24 protein-coding genes are annotated in these 25,069 nt (G+C 67.5%); 9 read left to right on the forward strand and 15 right to left on the reverse strand.

What is annotated here, in order from left to right:
* Window positions 1-3: 3 nt before the first annotated feature.
* Together QNO08_RS08295 and QNO08_RS08300 are read right to left on the reverse strand one after the other, a co-directional pair.
* Complete coding sequence (locus QNO08_RS08295) at window positions 4-648, reverse strand: response regulator (protein WP_229966015.1); 645 nt, start codon at window positions 646-648, stop codon at window positions 4-6.
* Window positions 636-1,931 (reverse strand): sensor histidine kinase, encoded by a 1,296-nt coding sequence (locus tag QNO08_RS08300; RefSeq protein WP_229966014.1) that lies wholly within the window; start codon window positions 1,929-1,931, stop codon window positions 636-638. The genes QNO08_RS08295 and QNO08_RS08300 overlap by 13 nt, the downstream gene beginning before the upstream one ends.
* A 187-nt stretch (window positions 1,932-2,118) precedes the next feature.
* Between QNO08_RS08300 and QNO08_RS08305 the strand changes: the two genes are divergently transcribed.
* From QNO08_RS08305 to QNO08_RS08325, 5 genes are all read left to right on the forward strand, one after another.
* Complete coding sequence (locus QNO08_RS08305) at window positions 2,119-2,874, forward strand: ABC transporter ATP-binding protein (RefSeq protein WP_229966013.1); 756 nt, start codon at window positions 2,119-2,121, stop codon at window positions 2,872-2,874.
* A 1-nt stretch (window position 2,875) separates the two neighbouring features.
* Window positions 2,876-5,362: an FtsX-like permease family protein gene (locus QNO08_RS08310; RefSeq protein WP_229966012.1), complete on the forward strand. Its 2,487-nt coding sequence runs from the start codon at window positions 2,876-2,878 to the stop codon at window positions 5,360-5,362.
* Window positions 5,363-5,534: 172 nt separating this feature from the next.
* A complete protein-coding gene (locus tag QNO08_RS08315) occupies window positions 5,535-7,244 on the forward strand; it encodes an ABC transporter transmembrane domain-containing protein (RefSeq protein WP_229966011.1) in 1,710 nt (569 codons plus the stop codon).
* Window positions 7,241-9,166 carry an ABC transporter ATP-binding protein gene (locus QNO08_RS08320; RefSeq protein ID WP_229966010.1) on the forward strand — a complete coding sequence of 642 codons (1,926 nt, stop codon included), beginning with the start codon at window positions 7,241-7,243 and terminating at the stop codon, window positions 9,164-9,166. Before QNO08_RS08315 ends, QNO08_RS08320 begins: the two co-directional genes overlap by 4 nt.
* 116 nt (window positions 9,167-9,282) lie before the next feature.
* On the forward strand, window positions 9,283-10,851 hold the full coding sequence (locus tag QNO08_RS08325) for an MDR family MFS transporter (protein ID WP_442860496.1): 1,569 nt from the start codon (window positions 9,283-9,285) through the stop codon (window positions 10,849-10,851).
* Between the two features lie 5 nt (window positions 10,852-10,856).
* Here the strand turns inward: QNO08_RS08325 and mftF are convergent, their stop codons facing one another.
* From mftF to mftA, 13 genes are all read right to left on the reverse strand, one after another.
* Window positions 10,857-12,260: a mycofactocin biosynthesis glycosyltransferase MftF gene (gene mftF / locus QNO08_RS08330; RefSeq protein ID WP_229966009.1), complete on the reverse strand. Its 1,404-nt coding sequence runs from the start codon at window positions 12,258-12,260 to the stop codon at window positions 10,857-10,859.
* The gene (gene mftE, locus QNO08_RS08335; RefSeq protein ID WP_229966008.1) at window positions 12,257-13,000 is read right to left on the reverse strand and encodes a mycofactocin biosynthesis peptidyl-dipeptidase MftE; all 744 of its coding nucleotides are present in this window, start codon (window positions 12,998-13,000) and stop codon (window positions 12,257-12,259) included. Before mftE ends, mftF begins: the two co-directional genes overlap by 4 nt.
* Entirely contained in the window at window positions 13,001-14,197 is a 1,197-nt protein-coding gene (gene mftD, locus QNO08_RS08340; protein ID WP_229966007.1) for a pre-mycofactocin synthase MftD, read from the reverse strand. It lies immediately after the preceding gene.
* 87 nt (window positions 14,198-14,284) lie between these two features.
* Window positions 14,285-15,268 (reverse strand): vWA domain-containing protein, encoded by a 984-nt coding sequence (locus QNO08_RS08345; RefSeq protein WP_229966006.1) that lies wholly within the window; start codon window positions 15,266-15,268, stop codon window positions 14,285-14,287.
* A 6-nt stretch (window positions 15,269-15,274) separates the two neighbouring features.
* The gene (locus QNO08_RS08350) at window positions 15,275-16,177 is read right to left on the reverse strand and encodes an AAA family ATPase (RefSeq protein ID WP_229966098.1); all 903 of its coding nucleotides are present in this window, start codon (window positions 16,175-16,177) and stop codon (window positions 15,275-15,277) included.
* Window positions 16,178-16,212: 35 nt separating this feature from the next.
* Window positions 16,213-17,052, reverse strand: coding sequence for a mycofactocin-coupled SDR family oxidoreductase (locus QNO08_RS08355; RefSeq protein WP_229966005.1), 840 nt, complete (start codon window positions 17,050-17,052; stop codon window positions 16,213-16,215).
* A gap of 75 nt (window positions 17,053-17,127) precedes the next feature.
* Window positions 17,128-17,958: a mycofactocin-coupled SDR family oxidoreductase gene (locus QNO08_RS08360; RefSeq protein ID WP_229966004.1), complete on the reverse strand. Its 831-nt coding sequence runs from the start codon at window positions 17,956-17,958 to the stop codon at window positions 17,128-17,130.
* A gap of 29 nt (window positions 17,959-17,987) precedes the next feature.
* Entirely contained in the window at window positions 17,988-18,800 is an 813-nt protein-coding gene (locus QNO08_RS08365; protein WP_229966003.1) for a mycofactocin-coupled SDR family oxidoreductase, read from the reverse strand.
* Window positions 18,801-18,857: 57 nt separating this feature from the next.
* Window positions 18,858-19,670, reverse strand: coding sequence for a mycofactocin-coupled SDR family oxidoreductase (locus tag QNO08_RS08370; RefSeq protein ID WP_229966002.1), 813 nt, complete (start codon window positions 19,668-19,670; stop codon window positions 18,858-18,860).
* 53 nt (window positions 19,671-19,723) lie between these two features.
* Window positions 19,724-20,554 carry a mycofactocin-coupled SDR family oxidoreductase gene (locus tag QNO08_RS08375; RefSeq protein ID WP_229966001.1) on the reverse strand — a complete coding sequence of 277 codons (831 nt, stop codon included), beginning with the start codon at window positions 20,552-20,554 and terminating at the stop codon, window positions 19,724-19,726.
* Between the two features lie 66 nt (window positions 20,555-20,620).
* Window positions 20,621-21,907 carry a mycofactocin radical SAM maturase gene (mftC, locus tag QNO08_RS08380; protein ID WP_229966000.1) on the reverse strand — a complete coding sequence of 429 codons (1,287 nt, stop codon included), beginning with the start codon at window positions 21,905-21,907 and terminating at the stop codon, window positions 20,621-20,623.
* Window positions 21,904-22,179 carry a mycofactocin biosynthesis chaperone MftB gene (gene mftB / locus QNO08_RS08385; protein WP_229965999.1) on the reverse strand — a complete coding sequence of 92 codons (276 nt, stop codon included), beginning with the start codon at window positions 22,177-22,179 and terminating at the stop codon, window positions 21,904-21,906. Before mftB ends, mftC begins: the two co-directional genes overlap by 4 nt.
* 13 nt (window positions 22,180-22,192) lie before the next feature.
* Window positions 22,193-22,315 carry a mycofactocin precursor MftA gene (gene mftA / locus QNO08_RS08390; RefSeq protein ID WP_229965998.1) on the reverse strand — a complete coding sequence of 41 codons (123 nt, stop codon included), beginning with the start codon at window positions 22,313-22,315 and terminating at the stop codon, window positions 22,193-22,195.
* A 95-nt stretch (window positions 22,316-22,410) separates the two neighbouring features.
* Between mftA and mftR the strand changes: the two genes are divergently transcribed.
* From mftR to QNO08_RS08410, 4 genes are all read left to right on the forward strand, one after another.
* Complete coding sequence (gene mftR / locus QNO08_RS08395; protein ID WP_229965997.1) at window positions 22,411-23,016, forward strand: mycofactocin system transcriptional regulator MftR; 606 nt, start codon at window positions 22,411-22,413, stop codon at window positions 23,014-23,016.
* 92 nt (window positions 23,017-23,108) lie between these two features.
* Entirely contained in the window at window positions 23,109-23,939 is an 831-nt protein-coding gene (locus QNO08_RS08400) for a chloride channel protein (RefSeq protein ID WP_284015818.1), read from the forward strand.
* A complete protein-coding gene (locus QNO08_RS08405; protein WP_284015821.1) occupies window positions 23,822-24,445 on the forward strand; it encodes a chloride channel protein in 624 nt (207 codons plus the stop codon). The genes QNO08_RS08400 and QNO08_RS08405 overlap by 118 nt, the downstream gene beginning before the upstream one ends.
* Window positions 24,446-24,619: 174 nt before the next feature.
* Window positions 24,620-24,952, forward strand: coding sequence for a histone-like nucleoid-structuring protein Lsr2 (locus QNO08_RS08410; protein WP_229965996.1), 333 nt, complete (start codon window positions 24,620-24,622; stop codon window positions 24,950-24,952).
* Window positions 24,953-25,069 lie beyond the last annotated feature (117 nt).

Here is a 25,069-nt window from a genome sequence, read left to right on the forward strand (position 1 = left end):
GGGCTAGGACCGCAGATAGGCCAGGGCAGCCAGGACCCGACGGTGCCCGTTGTCCAGCGGCGAAAGTCCCAGCTTCGCGAAGATGTTGCCAATATGCTTGCTGACGGCGGTCTCTGAGACTGAAATTGCCTGCGCAATGGCGGCATTGCCGAGCCCCTCGGCCACCAGCCCCAGCACCTCGAATTCCCGCGGGGTCAGCGACCGAATGGGATCCTGGGTGCTGCGTCGGCTGAACAGCTGCGCAATGACCTCCGGGTCCATCACCGTTCCGCCGTCCAGCACCCGCTTTAGGCCGTCCACAAAGTCGCCGACCTTGCCCACACGTTCCTTGAGCAGGTAGCCCACGCCCTGCGCGCCGGAGGCAAGCAACCGCCCGGCGTAGCGGTCCTCCACATAGGCGGAGAGGACGAGCACGGGAAAATTGGGCACCCGGGAGCGGAGTTCCAAGGCCGCACGCAGGCCTTCATTGGTGTACGACGGCGGCATCCGCACGTCCAGCACCGCACCGTCGGCGCTCCCCGGCTCAAAGGCCGCAAGCAGGTCCTCGGCGTTGTCGGCGGAACCGACCACCTCGAATCCTTCGCCCTGCAGCAGCAGTTCCAAGCCCGCCCGCAGAAGGGCGTCGTCTTCGGCTATCAGAAGGCGCATGGCAGTTCTACCCTCACAACAGTGGGCCCTCCGTCGGGGCTGGCCAGGACCAGCTTGCCGCCGAAGGCCGCCGCCCGCCGGGCGATCCCGGCCAGTCCCGTGCCCGAGCGGCCGGCGGCCTCAGCCGACCCTGCGGTCTCAGGCGAACCTGCCCGCGCGCCGCCTCGGCCGTCGTCGTTCACTTGGATCACCAGAATGTCCTCCCGCGGCGATGATTCGGTTTGCAGAACCACGTCAATCCGTGACGCGTCGGCGTGCTTTGCCGCGTTGGTCAGGGCTTCAGCGAGGACAAAGTACGCTGCCGCCTCCACCGCGGCGGGAGCCCGCCGCAGGCCGCTGGTATTCAGGGAACACGGAACCGGTGACCGGCTGGTCAGCGAAGCGGCGGCCCCGCCCAGCCCCAGTTCGTCCAGGACCGGCGGATAAATATCGTGTACTGCCGCCCGCAGGCCGGCCAGGGCTTCGGCGGCGGCATCCTGCGCGCGCCCAAGAAAAGGCATTGCCGCCGCCGGATCCGTTTCGGCAGCCCGCTGTGCCAGCCCGAGCATCATGACGACGCCGACGAGGCGGTTCTGCGCGCCGTCGTGCAGTTCCCGCTCGATGCGCCGCAGTTCCGCCGCGTGGGCGGCGAGGGCATTGGCCCGGGCAGCGGACAGGTCGGAGATGCGCCGGGACAGCTCCGCGAACCGCCGGGGGGACAGAATGCCCAGGGTTGCGTCGCTGATCCGTCGCGCCATCCAGGGCAGCAGCAGCCAGGCGGCGACGGCGTAGCCCAGTCCCAGCAGGATCATCAGGAGGGCGTCGGTCCAACTTGTGACGGCGACTGTCAGCTCCAGCGGCGCTTCCGGCGGAAACAGGGGCCAGAAGGGGGCGGCCACCACGTACAGCACCGCACCAACGGGCAGCGCGAGAGCGAGGGCGGCGGCCGGCACGGCAAACGCGCAGTGGAACAGAAGCCAGGCCACATCACGGCGAGTCTCCGGAGAGCTGAGCAGGGCGGCCAGCTCAGTGAAGGAGTGCCGGCCGGTGAGGCGGCGCCGGTCAAACGGAAGAACCGCGGAAGAGAATCCGGCTGCGCGTCCCTGCGCCCGGGCGGCCACCCGGTTGAGCATTTCCAGGAGGCTCGGAACGGCGTACAGGCCCACGCCCAGGGCGACGAACGGAAGCAACACGATGCCGGCGAGCAGGATGCCCAGCGACGCCAGCCAATACCCGCCCTCGCACACCAGGAACCGCAAATCCCGGGCACGGGTCTCCAGACTGGTTCTGCTCGGGAAGCTCACCCGTTGAATTATGCCCGACGCCGAAACGGCTGTCGGTATAGCCAGCTATACCCCGGATTGGGGTGCTGGCTGTATCGGACCTCGGGTTCGTCCTCCGTAGCGTCGAAGGCAGCACCTGCACCGCGGATCACAACCTCCGTTGAAGACCTCCACCGCCGATAAGAACCGCCGACCAAGGGATGAACCCATGTTTTCCGATGCCGCAGAATTCTCCGGCCCCGCTGCCCTGCAGCTGCAGGGCGTGTCCAAAAGCTACCGTTCCGGCACCGCGGGCGTGCCGGCCCTGCGGGAGGTGTCGCTGGCCGTTCCGGCCGGAACCTTCACCGCGGTCATGGGGCCCTCCGGGTCCGGCAAAAGCACGCTGCTGCAGTGCGCCGCCGGTCTGGACACGCCGGACAGCGGCCGTGTCCTGCTGGGCACCACCGAGATTTCGCGCCTGGGCAGCAAGGCACTGACCCGCTTCCGCCGGGATCATGTCGGCTTCGTGTTCCAGTCCTACAACCTGCTGCCCCAACTGTCAGTGGTCCGGAACGTCACGCTGCCGCTGCTGCTGGCCGGGCGCGGCACCGACTCCGCCTGGCTCGACTACGTTATGGACGCCGTGGGTCTGGCCGGGCTGGGGGAGCGGAAGCCGCAGGAACTCTCCGGCGGGCAGCAGCAGAGGGCGGCGATCGCGCGGGCGCTGATTACCCGCCCGGACGCTGTTTTCGCCGACGAACCCACCGGCGCTTTGGACTCCGGCACGGCACGCCAGGTGCTGGACCTGCTGCGGCACACCGTCTCGGTCCTGGGACAGACGGTTGTCATGGTCACCCATGATCCGGTGGCGGCCGGCTCTGCTGACACAGTCATTTTCCTCGCCGACGGACGCCTCGACGGCAGCATGAGCGGTGCCACCGCCCGCGACGTCACCGAACGCATGGCCTACCTGGGGGAGCGCTGACATGTTTGCTCTTGCCAAAGCATCCATCCGGCACCACCGCGGCGGATTCGCCGGGGTTTTTGTGGCCGTGTTCCTGTGCGCCGGGCTCATCACGGCCATGGGCGTCCTCATCGAAACCGGGCTTCGCGGCGGCACGGCCCCGCAGCGGCTGCAGGGCGCCGACGTCGTAGTGGGCGCCCCGCAGGCGCTGCCGGTGGTGGAGGACATGGACGCCCCCTTCGCCGAACGCGTCCTGCTTCCCTCCGGTGCGGTCGCTGACATACGCGCCGTTCCCGGGGTGGAACGGGCGGTGGGCACCATCGAGCTTCCGCTGGCCACCACGGACGGTACGGCGGTTTCCGCGGCTGCCTGGGAATCGGCTGCCCTGGCACCGTACAGGCTGTCCTCCGGGAAGCCTCCGCAGCAGGCCACCGACGTGGTGGTGGACGGCTCCTTTGAAGCGGTTCCGGGCAGCCGGCTCGTCCTTGCCCACGGCGGCGTTCCAACGGAATACACGGTGTCCGGCATCGCCGCCCCGGAGGCGGGGGATACCGGCTCGGCGTCCCCCGCCGTCTTCTTCAGCTCCGCGGGCGCGGCGGCCCTGTGGCCGCACGGCGAGACGGTGGCGACGGTGGGCGTGATAACCGAGCCCGGCGTCGAGCCGAAACAGCTCGCGGCTGCCATCGAGGCGCAGGTGACGGGCGTCGTGGGCTACATCGGCGACCGGCGCGGTGACGTGGAGAACCTCGGCGGATCGGCTGCCCGGTCCGCGCTGCTGCTGTTCAGCGGCTCGTTGGCCGGGGTGGCCCTGATGACCGCGGTCTTTGTCACCGCGGGCACCCTCTCGCTGTCCGTCCTGGGGCGCCGGCGGGAGTTCGCGATGCTGCGGGCCGTCGGGGCCGGGGCAAACCAGACACTGGGCATCGTGGTCCGTGAAGTCCTGCTGGTTTCCGGCGCCGCTGCCGTCCTGGGTGCGGTTCCCGGCTACTGGCTTGCCGGTTTCCTGGGGGAGCGGTTCACTGCGGCCGACGTCCTTCCGGAATACTTCCAGCTGGCCTTCAGTCCGCTTCCGGCGCTCGCCGCTGTCCTGATCAGCATCGCCGCAGCGGTCGCTGCCTCGCTCGTCGCCGCCCGCGGAACGGTCCGCGCGGCACCCACAACAGCGCTGCGTGAGGCGGTAACGGAGAAATCCTCTCTGGGCCGTGGGCGCGTCATCACCGGCCTGACCCTGCTGGGCGGGGGTTTGTTCGCGTCAGCGGTGCCGGTTGCCGTTCCGGGCGCCGCAGGATTGGCCGCGGCGGCCTCCGGCATCCTGCTCCTGGTGATCGGCGCCGGCGTCCTCGGCCCCTGGCTGGTGACCGGCGCGCTGAAACTGGTGCAACCACTAATGCGCCGCCACGCCTCCGCTTCCCTGGTCCTGGCGGAGGCCGCTGCCAGCGCTTTCCCGCGCCGACTCGCCGCAGGGATCGTTCCCCTGACGCTGGCGATTGCGCTCGGATCGGTGCAGTTCTTTATGCCGGCCACGATTGAAACGGAGGCCAAGCGGCAGTCCGGCGACGGAATGGTGGCCGGGTACCTGGTCAGCGCACCGGGTTCGGGGATCTCCAACGAGCTCGCCGAAACGGTGGCTGCGGTCCCCGGGGTGGGAACCGTCTCACCGGTGGCCCGTTCCGCCATCCTCGCCGAAACCCGGTTCCTGGGAATGGAGGACGGCATGCAGTCCTACGCCGTTCAGGGCCTGACGCCGCAGGATCTGCACGGTGCCCTGGACCTCGATGTGCGGGAGGGGTCCCTGGACCGGCTGGCCGATCCGGGAACCGTAGCCCTGAGCGCGGACCTGGCCCGGGAATCCGGCACGGCGCCGGGCGGGGAGTTTTCCTTCCACTACGGCGACGGAACCAAGGCGACCGCCGTCGTCGTCGCCACCTACGAGCGGGGACTGGGGTTCGGCGACGTCGCGGTGGCCAATGACACGCTGCGCAGCCACATCACCACTGGCCTGAACGACTACTTGCTGGTCACCGCTGAGCCGGGAACGGATCCCGGGGGACTGAACGCCGCGGTCAGCGATCTTGGCCTGACAATCCTGGACCGGGAGGAGCTCGGCGCTGCCGGAGCCGCGGAGCGGAACGCCGAGTCGTGGGTTTCCATTCTGGCGATGCTGGTCCTGCTGGGATATCTGGGCGTGTCAGTGGTCAACACTCTGGTGATGGCAACGGCCCGGCGCCGGCCCGAGATGCTGCTGCTGCGCACCTTAGGGGCCTCGGACGCGCAGCTGCGCCGGATGACCGGGCTGGAATCGGTTGCGGTGGCGGGAATCGCCGTCGTGCTGGGAACGGCGCTCGCAGTGCCGCCGCTGATGGGCATTGCGGTCAGTGTCTCCGGGCAGCCGTTGCCGACCATTCCGCCGCTGGCCTATCTGCTGCTCATTGGCGCAACGGCGGTCCTGGGGACGGGATCCATCGCGGTGGCCACGCGTGCCGCGCTGCGGCCGGAGCGGGCCGGCTGATTTTGGCCGGTACGATCAGGAGCGGTGCCACCGCCGGTACCGTCGAAACCCTGAACCTGGTGCTCGACGACGTCGTCCCGCAGCCACAGACGGCCGTTAGCACGCTCTCCCAGAAAGAATTACGCTGCTCCGGAGCCCGGCAGGCCGCCGGTTTCCGGAGCAGGCCACTGTCATGACCTTCCAAACTTCTCCCGCCGCAGCCACGTCAGCAGCCGCCGCAGCAGCCACCTCCGGGCGGCAGCTGCTGCGCGCGGGCCTGCGCCGCAACCGCCGACGCCTCGTCCTTTCCTCACTGCTGATCATGGGGCACCAAACCTGCGAAGCGCTGGTCCCCGTGGCAATCGGCTGGACGGTGGACCTGGCGGTCGTGAGCCGGAACCCCGGAGTGCTGGTGCTCTGCCTGGCGGCGCTGACCGCGTTGTTCCTCACCCTGACCATGTGCTGGCGCTGGGCCGCGCGGTACGCCTACGGCGCCGCCCAGGACGAAGCGCACACGCTCCGTTCCGAGCTGGCCGGGCACTTCCTCCGGCACCGGCCGCGGGGAGCTTCCCGGCCCCGGGGCGAACTGCTGTCCATCTCCACGTCCGACGCCGATGTGGCCTCCCAGGCGGTTGCCTATGTCTCCGGACTCTGGGGCGCGGCCGCCGCCCTGGCTGTCAGCTGCGGCGTCCTGCTCAGCATCGACGTCCGGCTGGGGCTGCTGCTGGTGGGAGTCGCCGTGGGAATTACCGTCGGGCTGAACCTCGTCTCTCCGCTGCTGTCCCGGCGCACCGCCGCACAGCAGGAAAGCCTGGCCGCCACGTCCGCGCTGGCCGCTGACCTGCTCGGCGGGCTGCGCGCGCTGCACGGCCTCGGCGCGCAGCAGCAGGCGGCCGCCAGATACCGGAACGTGAGCCGCCGGGCGCTGGCGGACGGCATCCGCTCCGGCAATACCCGGGCCGTCCAGCTGGCCGCGACCGCGCTGGGCAGCACCCTGGTTCTTGCGGTGGCCGTGGCTGCAGCCGGCCTGCTGGCCCTGCGCGGAGAGATCTCGCTGGGCGGCTTCATCGCTGCGGTTGGCGCGGCGCAGTTCATTGCCGAACCGCTCGGCCACGTGGGGATGTTCCTGCAGCAGCGGGCCGCCGCACATGCCGGTGCCGACCGGATCGCCGCAGTGCATGCCGAGCCCGACGCCGAGCCTTCCAGCGGCTCGGACCAGCCGTTCCGTGACCAGCTCGTTCCGGATCTCTCCATCCGCACCGCTGACGGCCGGGAGCTGCTGCACCTGAAACCGGGTGAAATGGTGGGCCTGGTTGCCGATGCGCAGAGCGTTGAGCTGCTCTACGGTCTGATCGGCTCCGCGGTGCCCACATCCCGAGTCCATCTGGAGCCCCACCACTGCGACCTCTTCGCCGGAACTGTTGCGTCGAACCTGGCCCTCGCGGGGACGGGCGCGGGGACAGGCGCCGGGTCAGACACCTTCGCCGCCGAAACACGCCGGATGGCGGCAGCCCTGGCAGCCGCCCACGCCCACGACGTGGTGGCTGCCCTCGACGACGGTCTGGACTCACGCGTCACCGAGCGGGGGCTTTCCTTCTCCGGGGGCCAGCGGCAGCGCCTGGCACTGGCCCGGGCGCTTCACGCCGATCCGCCGCTGCTGGTGCTGAGCGATCCCACCAGTGCCGTGGATTCCGTCACGGAGCAGAGCATTGCCCGCGGCATTCGAAGCCTGCGCCACGGCCGGGACGGCGGAAGGGTCACCGTGGTGGCAACCGCCAGTCCGGCCCTGCTGGCGCTGACCGACCGTGTCGTCCTGCTGCGCGGCGGACACGTGGTTGCCGCCGGCACCCACCTTGAACTGCTGGATGGCAGCTCCGACTACCGAAAGGCGGTGCTGCGATGACCGCCGGACCGGACGCCCTGAATTCCGACCTGAAGTCCGTGCCGGACACCCATCCCGGTGCCATGGACCCCGGCGCCCGCACGGGGCAGGGAGCAGCCGTTCCGCTGCCGATCGCCGGACGGCGGCAGACGCTGGCGATGCTGGACGGGCAGTTGCGCTCGATGCCTGTCCTCGCCGCCGCCGCGCTGCTGCTGTGCCTGGCTGCCGCGGGCTGCGGCCTGGCGGCGCCCTGGCTTATCGGGGCGATCACCAACACCGTTCTGGAGGCGATGACGGCGGGCCCGGACGCTGCGGGTGCGGCGGAAGACCGGCTGATCGGGCTGGTGGCCGTCCTGGTCGCCGCCGGCGTGGCCGCGGCGGGACTGACCGCCGTGAGCGCCGCCTGTGTGTCCCGGCTGGGGCAACGCCTGCTGGCCGGCATGCGCGAAACGGCCCTCACCCGGGCGTTGGAACTGCCCGGGGAAACCGTGGAAGCGAGCGGCCACGGTGACGTGCTGAGCCGGGTGGGCGACGACGTCGCCGTCGTCAGCCAGGCCGTGACCGCGCTGCTGGCACCCTGGATCGGCGCCGTCCTCACCGTGGTGCTCACTGTTGCCGGGCTGGCCGCGCTCGACCCCAGACTGGCGCTGGCCGGGTTGTGCGCCGTTCCGGTCTACTACTTTGCGCTGCGCTGGTACCTGCCGCGCGCGGCACCCCGCTATGCCGCCGAGCGGGTCGCCTTTGCCGAACGCGCCGAGGTGGTCACGGCCTCGCTGGCCGGGGTGGCCACTCTGCAGGCCTACAGGGCGGAGGAGGCATACGCAGGAAAGATCAGCACCGCCTCGGCAAAGGCCCGCGACATTTCCCGCGGCGCTCTCTGGTTCTACACGGGCTGGAGCAAGTGGCTGAACATTGCGGAGCTTACCGGGCTGGGAATGATCCTGCTCACCGGCTTCCTGCTCTCCTCGGCCGAGATCGTCACCGTGGGAGCCGTAACGGCGGCCGCCCTGTACTTCCACCGGCTGTTCAACCCGCTGGGGATCATCATTTCCAGCTTCGACGAAATTCAGTCCGCAGCGGCCAGCCTGGCGCGCATTGCCGGCCTGGCCGGAGCGGAGGCCGGACCGGGCACAGCCAAGCGCAAGCCTGCCGGAGCACCTCAGCCTGCCGGCTCCGGGGGAGGGACGGCAACAGCGGACCTGACGGCAGCCGGGGAAGTGGCGGTGGAGAACCTCACGCACCGGTACGGCAGCACCACGGTCCTGGACAACGTCTCGCTGACCATTGCCGATCGGGAGCACATCGCCCTGGTGGGGCCCAGCGGTGCCGGGAAATCCACGCTGGCAGCCCTGATCGCCGGGGTGCTGACCCCGGCGGAAGGGGCCATCCGGCGCGGCCCGGCAGTCCCGAGCGGGCCGACCGGCCCGGACACAACGGCCCGGGAAACGCCGCGGACAGTGCTTGTGGCGCAGGAACCCCATGTTTTCGCCGGACCGCTGATCGACGATCTGCGGCTGGCCCGGCCGGACGCGACCGCCGCCGACGTCGACCGCGCCCTGGAACTGGTGGGCGCAGCACCCTGGGTGGCGGCCCTGGAGAGAGGAACGGCAACGGTTATCGGCGAGTCGGGCCACGCCCTGACTCCCGGGCAGGCCGCGCAGCTGGCGCTGGCCCGCGCGTGGCTGGCGGATCCGGCGGTGCTGATCCTGGATGAGGCCACGGCGGAAGCGGGCAGCGCCGAGGCCGGAGTGCTGGAAGCGGCAGCCACCGCCGTCATGCGGGGACGGACAGCAGTGGTGGTCGCACACCGCCTCACCCAGGCCGCCGCCGCCGACCGCGTGATCATGATGGACGCCGGCAGAATTCTCGAGCAGGGCAGCCACGCCGAGCTCCTGGCGCACCGCGGCGCCTACGCCGGGCTCTGGGCGGCGTGGCAGCGCTAGCAGATGGAACACCCGCCGGGCGGGATGCGCCCGCCGTCTTTGGGGTCCGGATAGGATTGCAGCTCGGGCAAGACCCGGCCCCATCCACATCCCACCGTGAACAGGATTTCTCTCTTTTGAGCCAAAACCCGCCTTCCGCCGTCTCCTCGGAACCGCTGCCGCCGGAGCCGCAGCCCCCGTCCCACGCGGCGTCAGCCACGAAAACAACCGGGACAGCAGCCGGCAAAACACGCCGCGCCGGACGCGTTCCCGCCCCCGATGCACTGGATTCGCGGACCAAGACAGTGATCGCGCTCCTGCTGGTCTCGTCCTTCGTGGTCATCCTGAACGAAACCATCATGAGCGTGGCCCTGCCGCGGCTCATGGCTGACCTGAACATCACCGCCGGCACCGCCCAGTGGCTGACCACCGGTTTCATGCTCACCATGGCCGTGGTCATTCCCGCCACCGGTTTCCTGCTGCAGCGCTTCTCCATGCGGGGCCTGTTCATGACTGCCATGTCCCTGTTCAGCACCGGAACCCTGCTGGCCGCACTGGCTCCGGGATTCGGCACGCTGCTGGCCGGCCGCGTCATCCAGGCAGGTGGAACCGCCATCATGCTGCCCCTGCTGATGACGACGGTCCTGAACGCCGTCCCCGCCCACCGGCGCGGACGCATGATGGGCACAATTTCAATCGTCATCGGGGTGGCCCCGGCCATCGGCCCCACGGTCTCGGGCATCATCCTCAGCGTTCTGGACTGGCGCTGGATGTTCTGGCTGGTCCTGCCGATCGCCCTGCTCTCCCTCGTGGTGGGCGCGCTGAAGGTCCAGAACCTCACTGAAACCAAACGGGTGCCGTTCGACGTGCTTTCGATCGTGCTGTCCACCTTCGCGTTCGGTGGGCTGATCTTCGGCCTGAGCAGCATCGGCGAAGCCGCCGAGGGCAAGGCACTGATGCCGCTGTGGATTCCGATTACCGTCGGTGCCTTGGCGATGGCCGGATTCATCTCCCGGCAGCTGGTGCTTCAGCGCACCGACCGGGCGCTGATGGACCTGCGCACCTTTGCCAGCAAGCCCTTCGTCGTCGCCATTGTCCTGTTTGTGGTCAGCATGATGGCCCTGTTCGGCTGCCTGATTGTCCTGCCGCTGTACCTCCAGAACGTGCTGGGCCTGAGCACCCTGAACACCGGCCTGCTGCTTCTGCCGGGCGGCGCCGTGATGGCGATTCTCTCGCCGATCGTCGGCGGGCTCTTCGACAGGTTCGGTCCCCGTCCGCTGGTCATTCCCGGCGCCGTGGTCCTTAGCGCCGCCCTGTGGGGCATGACGACGCTGGACGAAGGCAGCCCCGTCGTAGTCGTGATCGTCCTTCATTGCCTGCTGAACACCGGCCTCGGGTTCATTTTCACCCCGCTCTTCACTTCGGCGCTGGGCTCACTGCATAAGTCGCTCTACTCCCACGGCAGCGCGATCATCAACACCGTGCAGCAGCTGGCCGGAGCCATCGGCACCGCGGTCTTCATCACCCTGATGACCACGGGCACCACGGCGGCACTGAGCGACGGCGTCGCTGCTGTCCCGGCCGCGGCCGCCGGCGTGCACACCGCCTTCTTCTGGGGCGCAGTCATCTCCCTGGTGGCCGTGGCAGCGTCATTCCTGGTCCGCCGGCCCACCAATGAACTGCCCGACGGCGTGGCCATCCACTAAGGCGGTCACTGCCTCCGGCGGCCGGTGATTTCGGGCAGCAGTGCCCGCAGTGACCGGCCCCGGAGCGCGCCCAGCCACACTCCCGCACCGTAGGCCAGATCGTCGAGGCGTCGGGCGGCGGCAAAGCGGAGGAGGTCCAGGTCCGCTCCGGTGCGCAGATATTCGACGGTGGTGTCAGCCAGCGCTGCCGCCAGCACCGCCCGCCGGAGGCGGCGTGAAAGCAGGCAGCCCGCGGCGGCCAGCGGCCACCAGTGCCGCAGCAGCAGCGCCGAGGTCTGCCCCAGCGCGGCGACGGCGCCCCGCCCCGCGAGCGAAACGCCGAGAAGAATCGGATGCGGGCTGCGCCGCAGTTTGCCGGCCAGGCGAAGCGCCGTAAAGGCGGTCAGTGCTGCTGCAGCGGGCAGCGACCAGCGCCGCTGCGCCAAAAGCGCCGCAACCAGAGCGGCACTCCACGGCGAGAGAACCGCCGGAGCCACGTTGGATCCGTGCCGGAGGGCCAATTCGTGGGCTCCCGTGCCGTAAAACGCCTTCCGCACCAGCCACGGCAGCAGTTCCCTGCGGTGCTCATGCCGCGCCGCGACGGAGGCCTCGTAGCGAACGCGCCAACCCCCGGCAACCAAGTTCCAGACCAGATCCACGTCCTCGGCGACCCGGAGTTCCGGGCTGAAGCCGGATCCCAGCGCGTCCACCCGTCCCACCAGGCAAGCGGCTGGCAACCACGACACGGGTGAGCGGGGATGAACCAGCGAGGAACGGGTTCCCAGATCCAGCGAGGAGCGTGAATCCTCGTACCGGCAGATCCAGCCGGCGTCCGGCCCCGCGTTCCAGCCCAAGATGCGCGGCGCGGCCAGCGCCACCTGCGGATCGGCGAAGTGGCGCAGCAGCATCGGCACCGTCTGCGGATCCAGCACCATGTCCGAGTCAGCAAACACCACAAAAGGCGTCAGAACCCGGCGCAGCCCAGCATTGCGGGCGACGGCGGGTCCGCCGTTCACGGCCAACGGAACATACTGCGCACCGTGGGCGGCCGCCGTGACGGCGACGGCGTCAGCGTCCAGGGAGGCGTCGTCGACCACTATCACCGCCTTGCCCGACCCGATGCTTTGCAGCAGTCGGTCCAGGGCTTCGGGCCGGTCCCGCACCGGCACCACATACGTCACTAGCTCAGGATCCACATCCGGCAGCGATGCCAGTACAGGCTCCGCCATGCCAAAACCGAGCAGCTTGTCCACCAATGCCCGGGAACGCCGGTCCACCACCGTCAACTCCCGGTCCGCCAGCAGCGTCTGGGCCGCAGGGCCCAAAAACAGCACCCGGAGCGGGGCGCCTCCAGTCAGGACGGTTCCCCGGCCGCTGACCCGGACACCCCCGGCCAGCCGCACCCGGAACCCCGGCGGCAGCGCGGTCATATGGCCGCTCCGGCGGACTGCAGGCAGCCGTGCCGGTCCGCCGCTCCCGCCATCCGCGCCAGCACCGAGGCCACGGCACCATGCAGCAGGTCGGCGCCCTCCGCCGCGGAGGCGCCCTCGGGATTGCCCAGGATCCCCGACGCTGACACCGCAGCCACCCCGCCGGCGGCCATGGCCGGCATTAGGTCGGCGAGGGCTGCGGTATTGCCCCGGACAGCCCTTCCGGTGTCCACGGACTCCGGAACCAGATGCAGCATCAGCGAGGTCTCGGTCCGTCCGGCGTGCGCGTCGACGGCGCCGGCCAGGCAGGGAACCCAGCTGACAGTGTGCCCTTCTCCGGTCAGCCGGGTAACGGCGCGGGCCAGGGCGGTGGTGTTGCCGCCGTGCGCATTCACGAAAATGATGCGCCCGGCCCAAGTGGACAGTGACCGCACCAGCTCAATCACCACGCTTTGCAGGGCGTCAGTGCCCAACGACACAGTGCCGGGAAACTGCTGGTGCTCGCCACTGGCGCCGTAGGGCAGGGCAGGAGCGACGACGACGCGGCCCTGGCGCTTCTGCCCGCCCAGTTCGGCGGCCACGCCCCGGGCCACGGCTGCCGCAATGACGGTGTCGGTATCCAGCGGCAGATGCGGGCCGTGCTGCTCGGTGGACCCCGCCGGAATCAGCACCGTGGCGCCACCGGGCACATCCGGCCAGGGCAGCGCCGCCAGCTCTTCCGGAAGATGGACCTCCTGCATTCAGGGCTCCCGGACCGGCAGCGACATCCCCAATGCGCGGGTGAACCCCGGCGGGATGACCAAGTCCCGGGTGCTGAGTTCGTGGATCGAGGAATGGCCCAGCCCGCGCAGCGCAGAATCCAGCCCGCCGTGCAGGATTTCCAGGACATTCTCCACGCCGATTTGCCCGTTCGCAGCCAGCCCCCAGAGGTAAGCGCGGCCAATCATCACGGCCCGCGCGCCCAGGGCCAGAGCCTTGGCGACGTCGGACCCGCGCCGGATTCCGCCGTCGAGCAGTACCTCCACTTGGTCGCCGACAGCCTCGGCGACCGAGGGAAGGAGCCGGATCGTCGCCGGAGTGCCGTCGAGGTTGTTGCCTCCGTGGTTGGACACGGAGAGCGCGCTGACGCCGATATCCACGGCCCGGCGCGCGTCATCAACCCGGGAGACGCCCTTGAGCATGAACGGTCCGCCCCACGCCTCCCGCAGCCAGGCGACATCCTCCCATGTGGGAGGGGGAGTCTGCATCCACTCGCCGTAGGCGCCGAAAAATGTGGGTGCCGCACCCCCGGGCGGTGTGACGTTCGGCGCGGTAAGGTCCGGTACCCGGCCTGATTTGGCGAAGTCCAGCAGCCAGCGTGGATGGGGCAGGACTTCAGGAGCGAGCCGTGCCATTGCCTTAACGGTCATCTTCTCTGGGATAACCGGGCTGCCCCAGTCGCGTCCGTTGGAGAAGGACCAGTCCAGGGTGGAAATCAGGCCGGTGGCACCGGCGGCCCTGGCCCGTTCCATCCGCTGCAGCATCACCTCCCGCGTGCCGCTCCAATACATCTGGAAGAACAGCTGCGAACCGGCGGCAGCCACCTCCTCCACCGGTTTGCTGGCAAAAGAACTGAGGCTCATGACGGTGCCCCGGGCGGCGGCGGCCCGTGCCACCGCCACCTCGCCGTCCGGATGCACCGCCTGCACACCGGTGGGGGAGATAATCACCGGCAGGGAGATTTGGTGGCCCATGACCGTGGTGGAGAGGTCTCGCTTGGCGGTCTGGCCGACCACATGCGGAGCGAACCCCAGTTCGGAGTAAGCGGCAATGTTGTCATCAACGGTCACCCCGCGTTCGGACCCGGCCACCAGGGCACCGTAAACGGACTTTGGGAGCCTTCTTTTGGCGCGCCGCTGCGCTTCGGCAACAGTTTCAAACCATGGGTTCCTGAACATGGCATTTCCTTCCTTCGGTGAGACTGGGCAGGGCTGGGGCGGAACTGGGCAGGGCAGGGGCGCCGCGGGAAACGGGTTCCGTGGCTCTCATGTGCGGAACACCGCGCTGATGGCGGGGGCAATGTCCCGGTAGTTGCGGATGGTGCGGGGGGTACCGCGGCCCGCCTGGGCCAGTTCCCGGCCCAGAGCGACGTCCGTCTCGGCGCTGATGTCGATCAGCACGTCAAGCCGTGGCAGCCGGGTTGCGGCCAGTCGCGGATCGGGGCCGGCATTGTGGACGCAATCCGAGAGCAGCAGTACACGAGCGTCCCGGACCGGTTGCCGGGCCAGTTCCCGATGTGCGAGCTCGAGCGGAAAACTGACGTTCGTCAGTCCCCGCGCCGGCATCCGCAGCAGGGTATCCACCAGCTCCAGAGGCTTCAGTTCACCGCCCAAGGGCAGCAGCAATGCGGCATCGGACCAGAAAGCAATCACGGCCAGCGCATCCCGGTGCAGCTCGGACGCCAGCGCACCGACGGCGGCAGCCATCGTCTGCAGCCGCTCACCTTTCATTGAGCCGGACACATCGACCGCCAGCACCACGCTGCGGCGGGTCCGGATCCGGTCCCGGACCACAATGTCTTCATCCTCCGGCACTGGCCGTTCCGCCAGCACCTCCAGGGTCCGGTCCAGATCGATCTCGTCGGTGCCGCCGCGGTAGGGCAGGCTGGCCAGCACCCCGCCGCCCCGGTGCCTTGTGGAGGTACGACGCGGCCGAGGCACCGACAAAAGCGCGGCGATCTGCCGTACCCGTGCACGCACTGCCGGATCCACCGGAGCGTCCGAAATCCCGGCTGCCACCAGGGCGGCCGACTCATCGGTAAAGCCCGGGCGTGACGTCCCCGGCGGAGGAGCAGCGCCCGGAACCCGACGGCGGGAAGAGGCCGGGCGGATGACGACACCGCTGCCGCCGCTGGGCGCCGGTTCAAACACGGTGGGCTCCTCGGTCAGCTGCTTCGGCGTCCGGCGCAGCGGAGTGCGGCTTTGAGACTGCCGGGAGGTGCGCCGGACCACCGGCGAATCGGCTGCCACTTCTCTTCATCCGGGTGCTGCCGCTGCCGGGTTGAGGATGAAGTGGTCCTCCCAGATCTCCCGGAGTACGCGTTCCGGTGTGCTGTCGGCGGCTTCGTCCAGATGGATCCGGCCGGAGAGCGAGACAACCATGGCGTCGTAAACCATGCTTTGGTAGCCCTCGGTCCCGGCACCCGGGACTCCGCGCAGGCTTGCCAGCTGCAGGGCTACCAGCACGCAGTCGATGGCTCCACGCACGCTGGAGCCCTGCCGGACATCCGGATGCACGCGCGTGGCCCGGGTGACGGCCACTGCGTCAGTGGTCAATGCACGGCCCAGCGGCCCGTTCGCCTCGGTACGCAGCGCAACAATGCCGCGCTCGGCGTCGTCGTCCTGGTAGCCGATGGAAAGTCGGTTCAGGCGGTCATGCACCGAGGTGGACAGCCGGGTGGTGCCCATGTTGTCGTAGGGGTTCATAGAGGCGATCACGCGGAAGGTTGGGCGCGCGGTGATGCTGCCCACCCGCGGAACCGCTATGGAGCGGTCGGCCATCGCGGTCAGCAGGGTGTTCAGAGTGTCCTCCGGGGCACGGTTGAACTCCTCGATGTAGAGGAACCCGCCTGTCTGCATGGCTTCCACCAACGGTCCGGCGACAAAGTTGTCGGCGCTGTAGTCCTCGCGGAGCACCCGTGCGGGGTTGTGGTGGCCCACTAGTTTGGCGGGGGTGAGGTCGGCGTTGCCCTCGACGAAAAGCAGCGGAATGCCCCATTCCCGGGTGATGGCCCGGAGCATGGTGGTCTTGCTGGTTCCCGGGGGGCCCTCCAACACGATGTCCCGGCCGGCTGCGACGGCCGCGAGGGTCAATTCCAGCTCCCGCTCGCGGCCGACGAGGTGCGCGGCGATCCGGTCCCGGGTGTCGGAGATTTCCATTGCTTGCACTGGGAGTTCCTTTCGCTCCGGCTGCTTTAGCGGACGGCCCCGCCGGCGTCGACGGGGATTTGGCCACCGGTGACGTAGAAGGACTGGTCGGAAGCCAGCCATGCGACGGCGTTGGACACATGTTCGGGCTCGATCCAGGCCTTGCCCATCGGATTGGTGCCGGCGAAGGCCGCCTCGGCATCCGCAGCCTGCGGATCGTCCAACTCGGGCCGGAACAGCTGGTAGGTCTTCCGGTTCTTCACCATCAGGGTGTCGACGGAGTTCGGATGGATGGTGTTGACCCGGATTCCCAGCGGGCCGAGCTCGTTGGCCAGCGACTTCATCAGGCCCACCACGGCGTGCTTGGTGGTGGTGTATGCGGCAACGTTTGCCAGTCCCTTGAACCCGGCGAGGGATGAAATGATGACCACCGATCCGCCGGCGCCCGAAGCGATCAGGTGTTCGGCGGCGGCCTTGTAGGTGTGCCAGACGCCGGTGACGTTGATGTCCATGAGGTCCTGCCAGGACTGCTCGTCAACCTTGTGCGTGTCAGGGCCGAAGGTAAAAATCCCGGCGTTGGCCACTACGATGTCCAGCCGGCCCAGCTGCGCCACTCCCTGATTGACTGCCGCCGTCAGCGCCTCGATGTCCCGGACATCCGCTTCCATTGCCACGATCCGGCGGTCCAGGGCCTCGACCTGCCGGACGGTCTCCTTCAGGTCCTCCGGAGTGGCCGGCGGATAGAAATCGGTGACGCTGTCCACCGGGCCGCAGAGATCGACGGCGATGATGTCGGCGCCCTCCCGGGCCAGCCGGAGCGCGTGGCTGCGGCCCTGCCCGCGGGCAGCACCGGTGATGAATGCGACTTTTCCTTCAAGGGTTCCCATGGTGTTTCCTTTCCTGGTGCTGGTGCTGGTGCTGGTGCTGGTGCTGGTGCTGGTGCGGCCTGGTTGGCGCGGTGATCATTTGAGCAGGACGCCGGCGTCAATCGGGAACGTTACTCCGGTGATGTAGCGGGCCTCGTCTGAAGCAAGGAACAGCAGCGCGTTGCTGATGTCCCGTGCGTCAAGCAACGCGACGGGCAGGGGATTTACGGCAGCGAACGCTGCCATGACATCTTCCTTTTGCGGGTTTTCCAGATCCGGCCGGAACAGACGGTATGTGGGCTCGTTCAGGACCATGTCCGTGGCCACCGTGGATGGATGGAGTGAGTTCACCCGGATCATGTCCGGTGCCAGTTCCAAGGCCAGGGTTCTCATCAGACCAATCACACCGGTTTTGGCTGCCACATAATGGCCAATGTTCTGGGACGCTTTGATGCCGGCCCCTGAGCTGGTCAGGATGATGGATCCGCCGTTGCCCCCGGCCTTCAGATGGGGAATGGCTGCTTTGGCTGTATGCCACACGCCGGTGAGGTTGATGTCCATCATGTCCTGCCAGGATTCTTCGCTGATCTCCTCCATGCGGCCCATCGAGAAAATTCCGGCGTTCGCACTGACGATGTCCAACCGTCCCAGTTCCGCAACGCCCTCGTCCAGCGCTGCCTTCAAGGCGGTGTAGTCGCGAACATCGGCTTCGATGGCGACGATCCTCCGGTCGAGGGCTTCGACGTCTTTGACTGTCTGTTCCAGATCCTGGGTGGTCGCCATGCTGTAGGGCACAGAGCTGACCTGCCCGCAGATGTCGATCGCAATGATGTCTGCGCCCTCTTCAGCCAGGCGAATGGCGTGGGAGCGGCCCTGCCCCCGTGCCGCACCGGTAATAAAAGCGACTTTTCCTTCTACACGTCCCATTTGGTGCTCCAATCGGTTGATGGTGCGGATTAGTACTGGGTGTTTCCGGCGTCGACGGTCATTGTTAGTGAGGTGACATAGCGGGCCTCATCGGAGGCCAGGAAGAGGACGGCGTTGCTGATGTCCACCGGCTGGGTGATGTCCACGGGCAGCAGGTTGGTCATCATGCCAGCGACGCGCGGATGGTCGGTGAGCATCCCGCCCATGGCGGCCATGCCGTCGCCTGAGGCCATCGGGGTGTCCACGCCGGTTGGGTGGACGGAATTGACCCGGATGTGGTGTTCGGCGAGTTCGGTGGCGAAGGCATGCATCAGTCCGACAACGCCGTGCTTGGCAGCGACGTACGGGGTCAGGAACGGCAGTCCCTTCAGGCCCGCCGCGGAACTGGTGAGGACGACGGCTCCGCCGCCGGCCCGAACCAGATGCGGGGCCGCCAGCTGCACGGTGTTCCACACACCGGTGAGGTTGGTGCCGACAGTTTCCTCCCAGATTTCCGGGGTCACCTCATCCCACGGCTTCATGATGCAGATCCCGGCGTTGGCCACGACAATGTCCAGCCGGCCCAGCTCTGCCACCCCGGTGTCGATCGCCCGCTGCAGGGCGGCCCGGTCACGGACGTCGGCCTTGGTGGCGATGATCCGCCGGTCCAGGGCTTCCACTTCCTTCACCGTTTGGGCCAGGTCCTCCTCGGTGGAAGAGGGATATCCGATGCCCGGGATGGTGTCGCAGAGATCGACGGCGATGATGTCAGCGCCCTCCTGCGCGAGCCGGATCGCGTGGCTGCGGCCCTGCCCCCGGGCTACTCCGGTAATGAATGCGACCTTTCCTTCTACACGCCCCATCGCGTGCTCCTTTCGGGTGGTTGTGTCGGCTGATGCTGCGGAACCGGAAGTGTGGAACTAGTACTGAGTGACGCCGGCGTCGACGGTCATAGCCAGTGATGTGACGTAGCGGGCCTCGTCAGAGGCCAGGAAGAGGACGGCATTGGCAATGTCCTCGGGCTGAACCAGTTCCACCGGCAGGAGATTGGTCAACATGCCGCCGACACGCGGATGTGCTGCGAACATCGCGTTCATGGCGGCCAGTCCGTCCCCGGCCGACATGGGAGTGTCCACGCCGGCTGGGTGAACGGAGTTGACCCGGATGTGGTGTTCGGCGAGCTCGGTGGCGAAGGCGTGCATCAGTCCGACGACGCCGTGCTTCGAGGCAACGTAGTGGGAGAGGAACGGAAGCCCCTTCAAGCCCGCGGAGGAGCTGGTGAGGATGATGGACCCGCCGCCGGCCTGCACCAGATACGGCGCCGCCAGCTGTACGGTGTTCCACGCGCCGGTGAGGTTGGTGCTGATGGTGTCCTGCCAGATTTCCGGAGTCACCTCGTCCCACTGCCTCATGATCATGATTCCTGCGTTGGCCACCACTACGTCGAGGTGGCCGAATTCGGACACCCCCGCGTCCAGAGCCTGCTGCAAAGCGACTCGGTCCCGGACGTCGGCCTTGGCTGCAATGATCCGCCGGCCCAAGGCCTCCACCTCCTTAACCGTTTGCTCCAGGTCCTCCTCCGTCGCTGAGGGATATGCGATGTCCGGAATGGCGTCGCAGAGATCAACGGCGATGATGTCAGCGCCCTCCTGCGCCAGTCGGACGGCATGGCTGCGGCCCTGTCCCCGGGCTGCTCCGGTAATGAAAGCGACTTTTCCTTCTACACGCCCCATGGCATGTCTCCTTTGGTAATGGTGTTCACAATGGTTACTCGGGTTCAGAATGGTTATTTGGCTGTGGCTCCGGCATCGACGGGCAGGGTCACGCCGGTGATGTACCGGGCTTCGTCCGAGGCGAGGAACAGCACGGCGTTGGAAATGTCCACAGGTTCCACCCAGGGTATGGGCAGCACGTTAAGTGGCTGGAAACGTTCGGCGATCTGCTCGCGCGTCGGGTCTGCCAGATCCGGGGCGAAGAGCTTATAGATGACCTGGTTCTGGATCATGTCCGTGTCCACCCCCGTGGGGTGGACGGTGTTCACCCGGATCATGTCCGGTGCGAGCTCGAGCGCCAGGGCGCGCATCAGGCCCACCACCCCGTGCTTGGCTGCCACATAGTGTGCCGAGTTTTCGATGCCCATCAGGCCTGCGGTGGAGCTGGTCAGGATAATCGATCCGCCGTTGCCTCCCGCTTTCAGATGCGGAATGGCAGCTTTGGCGGTGTGCCAGACGCCGGTGAGGTTGACGTCCATCATGTCGCCCCACTCTGCATCGGAAAGCTCCTCCGCCCGGGCGAAACCGGCTATTCCCGCGTTGCCGCAGACGATGTCCAGCCGGCCCAGCTCGGCCACCCCCTCATCCACCGCAGCCTTCAGCGCTGCAAAGTCCCGCACATCGGCTTCAATGGCCACGATCCGCCGGTCCAGCGCTTCAACGTCCTTGACTGTCTGCTGCAGGTCCTCAGCGGTTGCCATCGGGTAGTGCACGGTGTCCATTTGCCGGCAGATATCGACGGCGATGATGTCCGCGCCCTCCTGGGCCAGCCGGATGGCATGGCTGCGTCCCTGCCCCCGGGCGGCACCGGTGACAAACGCTACTTTTCCCTCGACACGTCCCATTGCTGGTCCTCTTTTCTTCGTCGGTGCTCCGTGGTGTTAATGCGCGTGTTTCTTGCGTGCGTGGAATCAGCCGCAGCCGCACTTGTCGCCGCAGCCGCCGTTTCCTGCCGGATCCGCCGGCCCCGGGACGAATCCGGCGAGCGGATTTTCGGCGCAGGCACTCACCGGAGGCTGCTCCACCCGGCGCCGGGAAATGGTGACCGGAACCGGGCCGGTGCGTGGCCGGGGAGGGGAGGTCCGGTGGGAATGGTCGACGCCGGAGCGCGGCGCGGTTTCCGCCGTCCGGGCCTCCAGTGCTTCGGCGCCCAGTCCGCGGACACATTCCGGATCGGGACCGTCCAGCGGCAGGCCGGTGAAGAATTTGGCCGCCATGCAGCCGCCGCGGCAGGAATCATAGAAGGAACACGAGGCACACGCGCCGCCGGTCTGCGGGCTGCGCAACTCGGTGAAGAGCTCAGAGTGCCGCCAGACTTCAGTAAAGCCTCCCGGCGCGCGGACGTTGCCGGCCAGGAACTGGTCGTGGATGGCGAACGGACAGGCGTAGACGTCACCGACCGGATCAATCAAGCAAACCACCCGCCCGGCGCCGCACATGTTTAGTCCCGGCAGCGCACCGCCGTAGGCGGACAAGTGGAAGAAGGAGTCGCCGGTCAGCACGTCCTCGCCGTGGGCCACGAGCCAGTCGTAGAGTTCACGCTGCTGCTCCGCCGTGGGATGCAGCTCATCCCACACATCGGCGCCGCGGCCGGAGGGTCGCAGACGAGTCAGGCGCAGTTGGGCGTTGTACCTGTCGGCGATGGCCTTGAATTCGTCCAACTGCGGAATGTTCTGTCGGGTGCAGACCACGGAAATTTTGAAGCCGGTAAATCCGGCATCCGCCATGTTTTGCATGGCCCGCAGAGCCGTGTCGTAGGATCCTGGCCCGCGCACGTGGTCATTGACTTCGGCGGTGGCTCCGTCCAGGGAAATCTGTACGTCCACGTAGTCGCTGCCTGCCAGCCGCGCGGCAACCTCCGGGGTAACCTTCACACCGTTGGTGGAGAATTTCACCCCAACCTGGTGAGCTGTGGCGTAGTCCACAAGCTCCCAGAAATCGGGGCGCACCGTTGGCTCACCGCCGCCAATGTTCACATAAAAGACTTGCATGCGCTGAAGCTCGTCGATGATCCCCTTGCACTCCGCGGTGCTCAGCTCGCGGGGATCGCGGCGGCCTGAGCTGGACAGGCAGTGTACGCAGGAGAGATTGCAGGCATAGGTCAGCTCCCAGGTCAGGCAAATCGGGGCGTCCAGGCCGGTCTCAAACAGGTCAACGAGGGTAGTGGGCCGGGGCGGCGCATCCGGGAGCAGGGTCATGGCTGCCTCTCAATGAGCATTGCGGAAGTGGCCAGGGTGCAGAGTGCCTGCTGGTACCGGGTTAGATCGCCGTTGCCGACGCCAACTGCGGCACAGGCCGAGCGGGCCGTGGGTTCCTCGGCAAGCTGCCGCACCAGGGCCAGCAGCGTCCGGTCCTTTAGGAAGGAGAGCCGTCGGGTTCCGAAATGATAAAGGAGGGCACCGAAGGGTTCAGGGCGGACGGAAACCTGGGGATGAAGCTGCCAGGCGCTGTTGAGGTCAAACGTCTGCATGTGCGGCGTGCCCCTAGTACACGCCGCACATGCCGTCGATGGAGACTTCCTCCACCAACAGGTCCTCGGAGAATTCCGGATCCTGGGCAGCCGAGTCGGATGCGGATTTTTCAGTGGCAGCGGTGTTCGAGATCATTTTGTGCTCCTTGCGTCAGAAACCGGCGTCGATGGCGATACTCTGTGTGCGCAGAACAGTAACGGCACCCAGTGCCATTGGGAAGAGGTAATTTCTTGGACATTTCAGCTGCTGCGGAGCCGATCCGATCCGGCCGCAAGCCGGTGACGACAAAGGAGGAGCTCAGCCATGTGGCGCTTGCCCTGTTCAATCACCGTGGATTCGACCGGGTCACCGTTGATGACATCGCTGCCGCCGCCGGCATTGGCCGCCGCACGTTTTTCCGCTATTTCGCGTCCAAGAATGATCTTCCCTGGGGAGATTTCGAGGCGCTGCTGGAGCGGATGGCTGAGTATCTGCGGTCGCTGCCGGCGGAGCAGCCACTGATTGCCGGATTGTGCAGTGCCGTTATTGAGTTCAACCGTTTTCCACCGGAGGAAGCCCCATTTCACCGGCAGCGGATGGAACTGCTGCTGCATGTGCCGACGCTGCTGGCACACTCCACCCTGCGCTACGCGGCCTGGCGCCAGGTGGTCGCAGAGCACGTGGCCCAGCGGCTGGACGTACCGGAAGATAGCCTGAAACCGCAGGCTATCGCGTGGGGGCTGCTGGGGCTGTGCCTGGCGGCATACGAACAGTGGCTTCGCTCCGATGCCTCGGACCTGACGCAGCTGCTTCGGGAATCCCTCAAACTTGTAGATGGCGTTGGGGACCGACCCTAGCCGGGTCTCTGGTCCTTCCCCTTGCCGGCCAGTACCCCGAACAGGACACGCGCTCCGCAGCCGGCCGCCGCTGGTTTAAGGGAAGAGACGCCATGTCCGAACCCGTAAACGACGGTACGCTCGAGCACAACCGTGTCCGGACCCTGGTTCCGCTCGCCGTTCCGGCGATCCTGATCGGTGTGGTGTCGGCACTGGTGCTCTTTGCCCTTGATGAACTCAGCCTGTTGCTGCAGCACCTGCTGTGGGACAACCTGCCCGCCGCCGTCGGTGCCGATCCGCAGGGCGGCTGGTGGATTTTCGGCACCCTGACCCTCACCGGACTCGGCGTTGGCCTCATTGCGCGGTTCGTGCCCGGACACGCCGGCCCGGATTCCGCGGAGTCGGAACTGGCCGAATCGGCCCTGCCGATCAGCGTGGTGCCCAGCCTGGCGGCCGCGGCGGTTCTGGGGCTGGCAGGCGGCGTCAGCCTGGGCTCGGAAAACCCGATCATCGCCATCAATGCTGCAATCCTGACGGTGCTGGTCGGACGCCTGTTTCGGTGTGTTCCGCCCCGGCTCATCCTGGGGCTGACGGTCGCCGGAACCGTGGGCGCACTGTTCGGCACACCGGTGGCTGCGGCGCTGCTCTTCACCGGGATGGCCGGCGCGATGGGCGGCGGCGGAGCCCTGTTCGACAAACTTTTCCTGCCGCTTGCTTCCGCCGGCACCGGGGCCGTCACCATGACCCTGCTGGGCGGCACCCTGCTGCACATCACACTGCCGCCAATGGCAGCCCCAACGGATGGGACGTGCTGGCGGGCTTTGTCATTGCCCCGCTGGCCGCAGCCTTCGCCCTGGTTGGCGTCGCCGCGTTTACCAGGGTGCACCGTGGCTTCCGCCGGCTCCGGAATCCGGTGCTCTACACGATGCTCGGCGGCGCGCTGATGGGCGTCTTGGGTGTGATCGGCGGCCCGAGCACACTGTTCAAAGGCGCCGAGGAATCGGCCGAGCTGCTGGCACACCGCGGCGATGATTCAGCCTGGACCTTGGTGCTCCTGGCGGCCGTGAAACTCGCGGCCCTGGTGATCGCGGCAGCGGCGGGCTTCCGCGGCGGCCGGATCTTCCCGGCAGTGTTTGTCGGTGTGGCGGTGGGGCTGGCCGCCTCGGCCCTGGTTCCGTCATTGCCCGTCAGCCTCGCGGTGTCCGCGGCTGTGCTCGGAGTAGTCATCGCTGTCGCCCGCGACGGCTGGATGGCCCTGTTTATCGCCGTCGTCATCACCGGCGACGTGGACGTGACGGCCGTTCTGCGCCTGGCGGTGCTGCCGGCCTGGCTTGTGGTCACCAATGCCCGCACATGCTGGCGGCCGACGACGGCGGAAGCCGCGTTGGTGCCTAAAGTCTCCTTTGCGCGGTGCGGGGAACTGGGGACATCGGCGGCGGCCCCGTTATAACGCAATCATCCAAAGTATTGGCGGCAGTCCCGTGGACAAGCCCCTTACCCGCCGTTGCGAAAAAATCCCTACAACTCAAAGCGAAAATCGGGCTGCCCGCTATTGCGCAAGGGCAGTTCGGATAAACTTGTCCGAAGGGGTGGTCCAGAATTATAGAAATAGGGACAAGACCACGTGGCTCAGAAAAAACAAGTTCTCCTGATTGACGACCTCAACGGCGAAGATGCGCAGGAAACTGTGAAGTTCGCCTTGGACGGCGCTCAATATGAAATCGACCTGACAACCGAGCATGCGGCCGAACTTCGCGAGAAGCTAAGTCCGTATCTTTCCAGCGGACGGCGGCTGCGCGGTGCAGCAGCCGGCCGCACTGCACGACGTGAAAGCGCACCGCGCAGTGACGACAGCCGAAAGATCCGTGAATGGGCGATTGCCAACGGCTATACGCCAAGCGCCCGCGGCCGGATCAGCCAGGAAATTCGAGAGGCTTACAGCTCCGCGAATAAGTGAGTTCCCGGATGCGTTTCCGGGCGGGCAGAGATGTCCTTGCCAGCGCTCGTTCCAGTCTCGGCCGGGCATGGACGTTTCAGGAGGGGGTGCCCGCCTGGAGGCGGTGTCACGGGGGAC

The sequence above is a fragment of the Arthrobacter sp. zg-Y820 genome (genome assembly GCF_030142155.1).
GTDB lineage: Bacteria > Actinomycetota > Actinomycetes > Actinomycetales > Micrococcaceae > Arthrobacter_B.